Here is a 7862-nt window from a genome sequence, read left to right on the forward strand (position 1 = left end):
AATCGAACTCAAGGGAGATTCATTAAGAAAAAACAGGTAACTTTGGCAGTATAATAATCCTATCACCAATAAGCGCCCACGGGTCAACGAAAACCGAAACGAGGGGTCAACGTCTCCGAAATATGCACAACTCCGACCCCAAGGCGGTGCCGCCAAAAACCATGTTGTTCGGTATTCTGCCTGCGGTGTTGACTGTTATACTTCTATTCTTGACCAAGAAGGGCTGGCTTTTATCGACGACCTACCGCTTCTTCGGCTAACCTGCCTCCACCTAGATCCCGACTGAGGTTGTGTTATGGTGGCTCCTCAACGGCGCTGTTCCACAGCTTATGACCTTGGAATGGTGGAATTTCGACATCCTGTCTGGAGTAACCGCCCGTTTGTGGCGTACTTCGGGCTGGCCGATGAAAACCCGTGCGAAAGGTATTACTGGTCTGGAACCTGATCTGCCTGGAGCTACTATTGAATATTGCCATACTTGCTTTCATTTCTGCACCTTCGCCCATGCAGCGCTTAGCATTTGACCAGCCCAATATTAATATAGCTATAATGTATTTTCCGTTCAGTTGGCTACCGACTTTTATCGCCCCAGTGGTACTGTTTGCGCATCTGGCTTCGATCGGGCAGTTGGTAAAACAGAGATGACGGTCCGGAATACTCACGAATACCTACAAGAGTGGTGAGTGGTCTTTTAGGTCTATCAATTTGGAGAAAAAATTCCTTTTCCAAAAAAGATCTTCCTTTGATACTACATAGTCCGTCGGAAAACCTCTCTGTCTCTAGCTGCCAGTCCTTCAAAATATAGCGTAATTTTTGATAACATTTTCCTAGTAGACCATGATGTCATTAAAGATGGTAGTAATACCCAATTAAAATCTCTATTTCCATAATCATTCAAATTTTCTTTTGTCCAACTTCTAAATAACTGTTTTTTTTGTACTTTTAAACAGTACTTACCAAGATTAAACATGAACATATACCATTATATATCAAAGTATGCTTTTCGGTTAATATTTTTCTTAATAATGATAGTTGGGCCTTTCAGTCTTACGGCACAACCATCATACCGTATTAAACTTTGTCCAGGCACAAAGCAGGCTCGTACCGCTCTTGCTCAATACCTTTCTAATTATAAGGATGAAAAACCGGACCGAATGATACCTTGGCTACAAAAATGGGCAAAGGATAATCGGATGAGAGTAGCTTTTGTTCAGTTAGAAAGAATAAAGGATAGAAAATCTTTTCAGTGGCATAGTGGAAGGTCCGAGCGCAGCGGAAACTTGGTTGATCAGGAATTAGCTATACTAGGCTCGCGTAGTAGCACAACTCGTATTTTAGAAAGAGATATCCGGTGCTTTTTCAGCGATACACTAGTGGTGATGGATACTTTGCGGTTTTCCATCGGTAGCCTTAAAAATTCTGAATATTTTTTTAAGACAACTTTAGAAGAATGGGCTATTCCTCTCCATATTCAGACAGGAGAGCTAATGATATATGCTCCTGCCTCCCTTGCAAAAGGTAAACATTATGCTTTTCAGTTAATCGAAAAAAAAGGGAATCAATCCCGGGAAATAACGGCAGGTATATTGTATTTTTTAACAATTGAAGAACAAATGCAGATTAAAAGTGCTTTTTTAAACCGACTTGAAGATGAAAAGCTAAGCTGTCAGACTCTTTTAGAGGAGAGTATCCCATTTTTAGAATATATGTGGGGGCGTAAATCCTGTGAAGAAAAAAATAACTACGAAGAGGCTCAGGCTGACCGCATTAAGATATTGTTAGGAAGATGTAAATAGCATAATGAACTCTTTATTTATCGTTTTAGGCCTGTACTTACTTGCGTTCTTGATATCGTTCCTATTTTGGCATGGATTGAGGTTTTGGCTTAGCCGAACCCTCGTCGTTCTTGTATGGTCAAGCTTTTTTACCATATTGGTAGTTTGTTATTCCAATACACGTCCACTACTCCTGTCGGAAGAAATTAATGTAATAGAGTTACTTAAACCCTTTTTTACAAAGGATTATGTAAAATCATCAGTGCTTGCAAAATATCCGTTTATTCTTGTGGATGTCACCAATCAGCAGCAATTAATAGGTAGTGGTGTTGAAGGTGACACTATTACATCCCGCTCGGTTACTGATCGCCTCCGTTTGACACAATTTTTGAATATTTTACTAGAAAATGAACAATATGTAGGGCAAATAGTTTGTGATGTCGTATTTAAACAAAAAAGCTCAGCAGATGAAGGTTTACTTACAGTTATCAATTCTCTAAATGCTGTGGATAAATTACTCATTGCAGGCACAAATTCTCTTCCAAATTATTCTATTTCTATTGATAGTATGTTCAATACAGAACAGCTTCCTGTCTACTCTGTAGATGTGGTGAATTATGATGGAATGTATTTTAGTCAATCTTTAGTAGATGGAAGCGGCCAAGCATGTCTTCCGTATGAACTATACCTTAGGATGAAAAATCGTCAAATAGCCAAAATTAATAATGGCCTAGGAATGCAATTTGTATGGGAACAGGAGAGGGATAGCGATGCTTCAAAGGTAAAGTATATTGGAACTAGTTTTATTCCACACCTTTCTTTAAGCGATGAAGATATTATTGCCCAACCTTTTATAGAAGGCCAAACATGGCTTGAGCAGGCTTTTGAGTTTTTATTTCCTACAGAATCAGGATCTATCTTTACTGTATCAGAAATGAATATATTTAATCTTGCTGATATTTTGCATCCGGAAGGAATCGCAATGTTCGAGGATGAGCTTTATAAATATTCAGAGATTAAACCAATAATACTGATTGGGACGTTTGGTGACCGACAATTGGATGTACACCAAACTGCGTTTGGCCGTTTGCATGGTAGTGTTATCTTAATCAATATTTTTTATAACCTGTTGGCTGGTCATCATATTATATCTGCAGATTACGTTATCTATTTATTTCTGTCCTTTACGATAATTATTGCTTTGTTATTCTTTCTTAAGATTGGACCGACTGAAGATAATAAGTTGTATAGAACAATGAAGGCCAGAGCAAAGTCTAAAGACGAAGATATACCTATGTATACTTCTTCGAGAATCATGAAGATTGTTGGACTAATTCAAAAATACCTTTATAAGGTTTTCGTAGAGCATTTACACTATTGGCTATTGCTATTAGTTGTAGTAGGAGCAATTCATTTTTTTGGTCATTTGATTAATATTGCAGTTATTATCATCTTTCTAACAGCATGTAGTAGTAGTTTGATTCTACTGAAAAATTTAATGAAATGACGCAATGTTCTCAGCGAATCAAAGTAAACCCTGCCCAAAAATAAGGTTTAGTAGGATATTTTCTTCGCATTGTCATTTGTGCTAAATGGAATGATTCCTGCACCGATAATTTGCCAACGAGACACCGATCATAAAATAATTTCATGAATTCAGTCGTTTTTTCGTCGCTTACTTTCCAAAGACTTACAATGAGATTATTTACTCCTATAGCTTTGAAAGCTCGTTGAAATCCTATCACACTCTCATTTCCTCTTAATTCTCCTAAACCACTGTCGCAGGCTGATAAAACTACCAATTTCGTATTTGGAAACCGCAAGTTTGCGATTTCATAAGAAGTCAATAATCCATCTTCAACACCGTCGATAAATTGGCCACCCCGCCAAACATATTCAGCATTAGCCAATAGTAATCCGGAACGGAGATATGGTTCATTGATATTTGCATACGAAAGTATATCTTGACCCCAGCCGCCAAAGATGGGAAGATTGCCGTATTTATCCGCGTTTTTGTAGTATATTATACTATCTGGAAGATAATATCCGTGAGTTGCTATATGAAGTATTTTAGGTGATGTTTTAGTAAGGGCTTTTAATCTTTCTTCAGTAGCCAGATGCCTCCTCAATACAATAGCTTTAGGGAAATAGTTCTTTATCGCCGATAATTCTTCTTCAGTATTTGGTAAAGGGTCAATTGGTTTTCGTAAAGAAGGTATCAATAGGGGAAGCGGCAAAACATTCTTGTCTTTAGGTAATTTTGACAGCTTTAAACTATCAGTTTCGTACTTTATATTACCAATAAGGGCTATTTCATCTTGTTCAGTTAAAAATAAGCTATCGCGTTTTCCGATACTTGCCGTAGTTATCAACCTATGGAGCCTGTATTTGTCAGCCAGGACACTATCCGGGCCAATTGGCAATGCTGAAAAAGAAACACCATTAAGATAGCCGGAAGGGGAAAAATATATGGTATTGATTCCCAAAAGTGAATCGGCAATAGGAGCCCAAATGAGTTTATATAGGTTATTATCACTATCTAATTTGTACTCCGCAAAATCTTGTGATGATGTAATGTTATTGTTGCCTCCATAGATTGGATTAATGGAGCGTTGAGGATAATCTCGAGATCTTTCTACAGGATTGTGTAATGATTTTGCATCAGTGAGAACTGTAAAGCTAGGATATGCATCCCCATATCTCATTACCATTGCGGCGTAGATAGTAGAATCACTCCAATGATCTTTATAGTATGGAAACGATACGAACTCAATAGCTGCTTCACCGGGAAGAAGCGTCCGGCGAATATCTTTGAAGCTAATTGGCTCCATTAGAATTTCTAGATCATTATCACTATATTTTTGACCGTTCAACTGTCTGATAAATTCCTGGGTCTCTTCTGATGATTTTAGCATTAGGGCATTGTCATAAGCATAGCCCGCCAACTTAGGATATTTTTTATGCAACTTCAGCACAAAATTGAAAATAGCAGGCCCTTCGTTTGTAAGACTATTATCGGTAAGTACTGTTTCAGATTTGTGATAACTGATAGAGTTTTGAAGCATTGGGGCGGTTGTGTACACGGATGACAGAATTTTTAAATGCTCCCGGTAGGACTTTCGAAGATCCATTATTAGTGGTTCTATTTTATCCGCTTGCTCAGTTTTATCATATAGTTCAATCAAACGTTTTAAAACAACTGTATAGTATTGGGTTTTAAGTCTAGCATATTGACTATCACTTTCGGCAAGCCCATTGGTCATTTGTTTAATAAGTGATAAGAGTACTATTTCAGCTTCTTTAACTTTGTTGTTTTGGATAAGCCACTCAGAACGAAGTAGTGTAATTTCAGGATCCTCCTCTCCCGCAACTTGGGCGACTGCTTCAGCTTGTATCTTATTGGTTCTTAATAAAGTTTTAAATAAAAGATTTCGTATTTGAGTATTCCAATTATCTCCGATTTCCCCTCCTCTGTCTACTCTTAAGCTGTTTTCTGTTCCAAGAAGTTCATCTTCCAATAGGTTTAGTAATTTTTCGTATTTTTCAAGTGTAAAATACAAATTGAAACATGATATAAGGTCACCATCTCCCACTATATAGGTGCCCCCTAATTGTTTTCTTGATCGAATATGATTTACGAATAAGTCAAGTAATGAATCAGCTTGTATGAAATTTCGACGTCTGATAGAATAAAAGGCATATTCCTGAAGGCGTTCATGACGCGCTTGTGGAGACAAGTCGCTCAATAATAGCCGCCTATATAATTCATCAGCATGAGCAGTGTCCTTTACTAATGAATAGCCAGCTGCTAAATAGGCTAAACATTCGGTACATTCATCTGATTGGCCTTTTTCCTTTGTGGTATTAATACATTTGCGACAATGATTCTCATTTTCTTTGATTAGTTGGAACGGAGTCTTCATAGAGGATGCCTGCGTATTCGAATTAATTTCATTTACAGGCTTACTTAATGGGGAAATGAATTCTTTAAGCTCATAAAAATGATGTAAATTCTTTCTTCTCTCCAAGATTGTCAAAAACTTCCCGTTGGTACTCATTGTTAGGGAGTGGCTATCATTAGGAAAACTTAAAGTTTGAATGGGCTCCTCTTCATCTGATATGTTCCATAGATTAACTAATTTGTCTGCACCTAAGGAAATAAAGTATGGTGTGCCTTCTAAAAAGTTTACTTCTTGAACGGAGGCATTGTGCCATTTATATGTATTAATATTTGTTCCAGATTTTAAATCCCAGATTCGGACCATATGATCATCACCACCGGATAGCACCAGCCCTTTGCTATTAACAGCAATGCTCGTTATCATACCTATATTTCCACCCATGGATTGCTGCCATCTTCCTGTCTTAGTTGAAAAAACCTGTATTCCCTTCGATTTCGTTCCTGCAATGCAAAATTGGTCGTCAGAACTAAAACCCAGAGAGGTTACATCGTCTTCCAAGATGATTGTTTGTAAAAGATTTCCGTTTGCTGACTCCCACAGACAAATGGTTTTGTCAGCAGATGCGGTAGCTATAATATTCCCAGAATTACTATATTGTACACTAGTAACTGCCTTTGAATGGCCTTTGAGAATATACTTTGGCGGAACTCCTAAGCTATAGGGATTTTCTCTATTGTATTCTTTGTTTAAATCCCATACAAATGTGACATTGTGGTCTGAGCCTGCAATAAGAAATTGGCCATTAGGGTGTAAAGACATGCACAGTAAGTTTGGGATATTTCCAGAGATGATTGGTATTCCCTGAGTTATAAGGCCCTTTCCTACTTCATATATAGAAAAATGAGGTCTATTGGCGCTTAGAACAGCAAATCTTATCCCATCCTGATGCAAAGAAATTGCCACATCGGTAGGTCTATACATATCTAGATAAGGGTCAAAGGAAAATTTCTCAACCAGCCGAGTTCTTGAAAACTGTAACGGAAAATATACATTTTGTGCGGTTAAGGGAAGAGTGGGTATAATAAAGGAAAATAAATAAATTAACAATTTTATTGTTGAACTTATCTTTGCCTTACCTGTGGTAAAGGAGAATTTGCTCATTTTAAGGGTAGGTTTTTACGATTTTGTCAATTGAATAGGGCTCTTGTTCAAATTTACATGGTTTTATTTATTTAACCAAAGATTAATGACTCTATTGGAAGAATGTTTTATTGTATTTTGAGCATTGTTAATTTTATATAGTTTTTAATACGACATATCAGTCAACTTGCTGATTATGAGCAATATATTTTTATCTATACCACCCTGGTATTTCAGGCTGTTAGAGGTTTAATGAACCACATAGATCTGAATTTCTGCTTTTGGGAAGGCATTGTTGATCGTTTTTGTAAACCCTGTCTGATTATCGATGCACAAGATCAAAATATCTTTTACGTCTTGGTTCGGCAGATCCGTCAATGCACTCAACCAGAAGTTGGCTCCTTCAACATCCCTAAAAGTCATTTGTGATCCTGACGGTTAATATTCAAGATGTTATATATGGCCTCGAATACCATCCGGGAGCTTATAGTACATTGCATCCATCCAGAGGATTGTATGCAGTTTATCTAGGCGGCAGGGTTGCCATCCTTTGATTTCCAGGAATGATCCGGTCAGTTATGGTGGATAACGTATTGCGGCTGATATCGGTATCGTACATCCCCTTGATATGCCTGGAGATATTCTGGAAGCTCATCCCCAACCCATACATGCCTAGGATTTTCTTTTCAAAGCTATCGGCCAATATTGTTTCCAGCTTGCGGATCTGGATAGGCTAAAAACTTGATTGGCGATCCCGGGAGGTAGTAATATCTAGTTCCCCTTCGGAGATACGAACTAACTTACTACGCTTGCCATTCAGCCGGTTGCCTTTTTCCCGCTCCTTATTGCTCAAATGAATGTCCAATTCTCCTTCAGTAATCGATTCCAGAAACTGCTTCAGCAAGGGCGTAAAAGCCGCTGTTTCAAGGCAAAGATCATAGCCGAAACGACCTGTATGAAAGCGAAAAGGCCTTATTAAAGCCTTTACCGCCAGAACCTTTCCTCATCAGGAAATACCGGTGGTATACCGTTCAGAAGAACGCCC

5 protein-coding genes are annotated in these 7862 nt (G+C 38.0%); 2 read left to right on the forward strand and 3 right to left on the reverse strand.

Going from position 1 to position 7862, the window contains the following annotated elements:
- Window positions 1-968: 968 nt before the first annotated feature.
- Together AB2U10_RS18840 and AB2U10_RS18845 are read left to right on the forward strand one after the other, a co-directional pair.
- Entirely contained in the window at window positions 969-1796 is an 828-nt protein-coding gene (locus tag AB2U10_RS18840) for a hypothetical protein (RefSeq protein WP_367916636.1), read from the forward strand.
- Between the two features lie 241 nt (window positions 1797-2037).
- Window positions 2038-3282: a CHASE2 domain-containing protein gene (locus AB2U10_RS18845; RefSeq protein WP_367916637.1), complete on the forward strand. Its 1245-nt coding sequence runs from the start codon at window positions 2038-2040 to the stop codon at window positions 3280-3282.
- 10 nt (window positions 3283-3292) lie between these two features.
- On the opposite strand, the gene AB2U10_RS18850 is transcribed toward AB2U10_RS18845, so the two are convergent.
- The 3 genes from AB2U10_RS18850 to AB2U10_RS18860 all read right to left on the reverse strand — a co-directional run bounded on the left by AB2U10_RS18850 (window position 3293) and on the right by AB2U10_RS18860 (window position 7487).
- Complete coding sequence (locus tag AB2U10_RS18850) at window positions 3293-6838, reverse strand: CHAT domain-containing protein (protein WP_367916638.1); 3546 nt, start codon at window positions 6836-6838, stop codon at window positions 3293-3295.
- 228 nt (window positions 6839-7066) lie between these two features.
- A complete protein-coding gene (locus AB2U10_RS18855) occupies window positions 7067-7240 on the reverse strand; it encodes a transposase (RefSeq protein ID WP_367916639.1) in 174 nt (57 codons plus the stop codon).
- 100 nt (window positions 7241-7340) lie between these two features.
- Window positions 7341-7487: a hypothetical protein gene (locus AB2U10_RS18860; protein WP_367916640.1), complete on the reverse strand. Its 147-nt coding sequence runs from the start codon at window positions 7485-7487 to the stop codon at window positions 7341-7343.
- Between the last annotated feature and the right edge of the window lie 375 nt (window positions 7488-7862).

It is taken from the genome of Leadbetterella sp. DM7, assembly GCF_040829825.2.
GTDB lineage: Bacteria > Bacteroidota > Bacteroidia > Cytophagales > Spirosomataceae > Leadbetterella.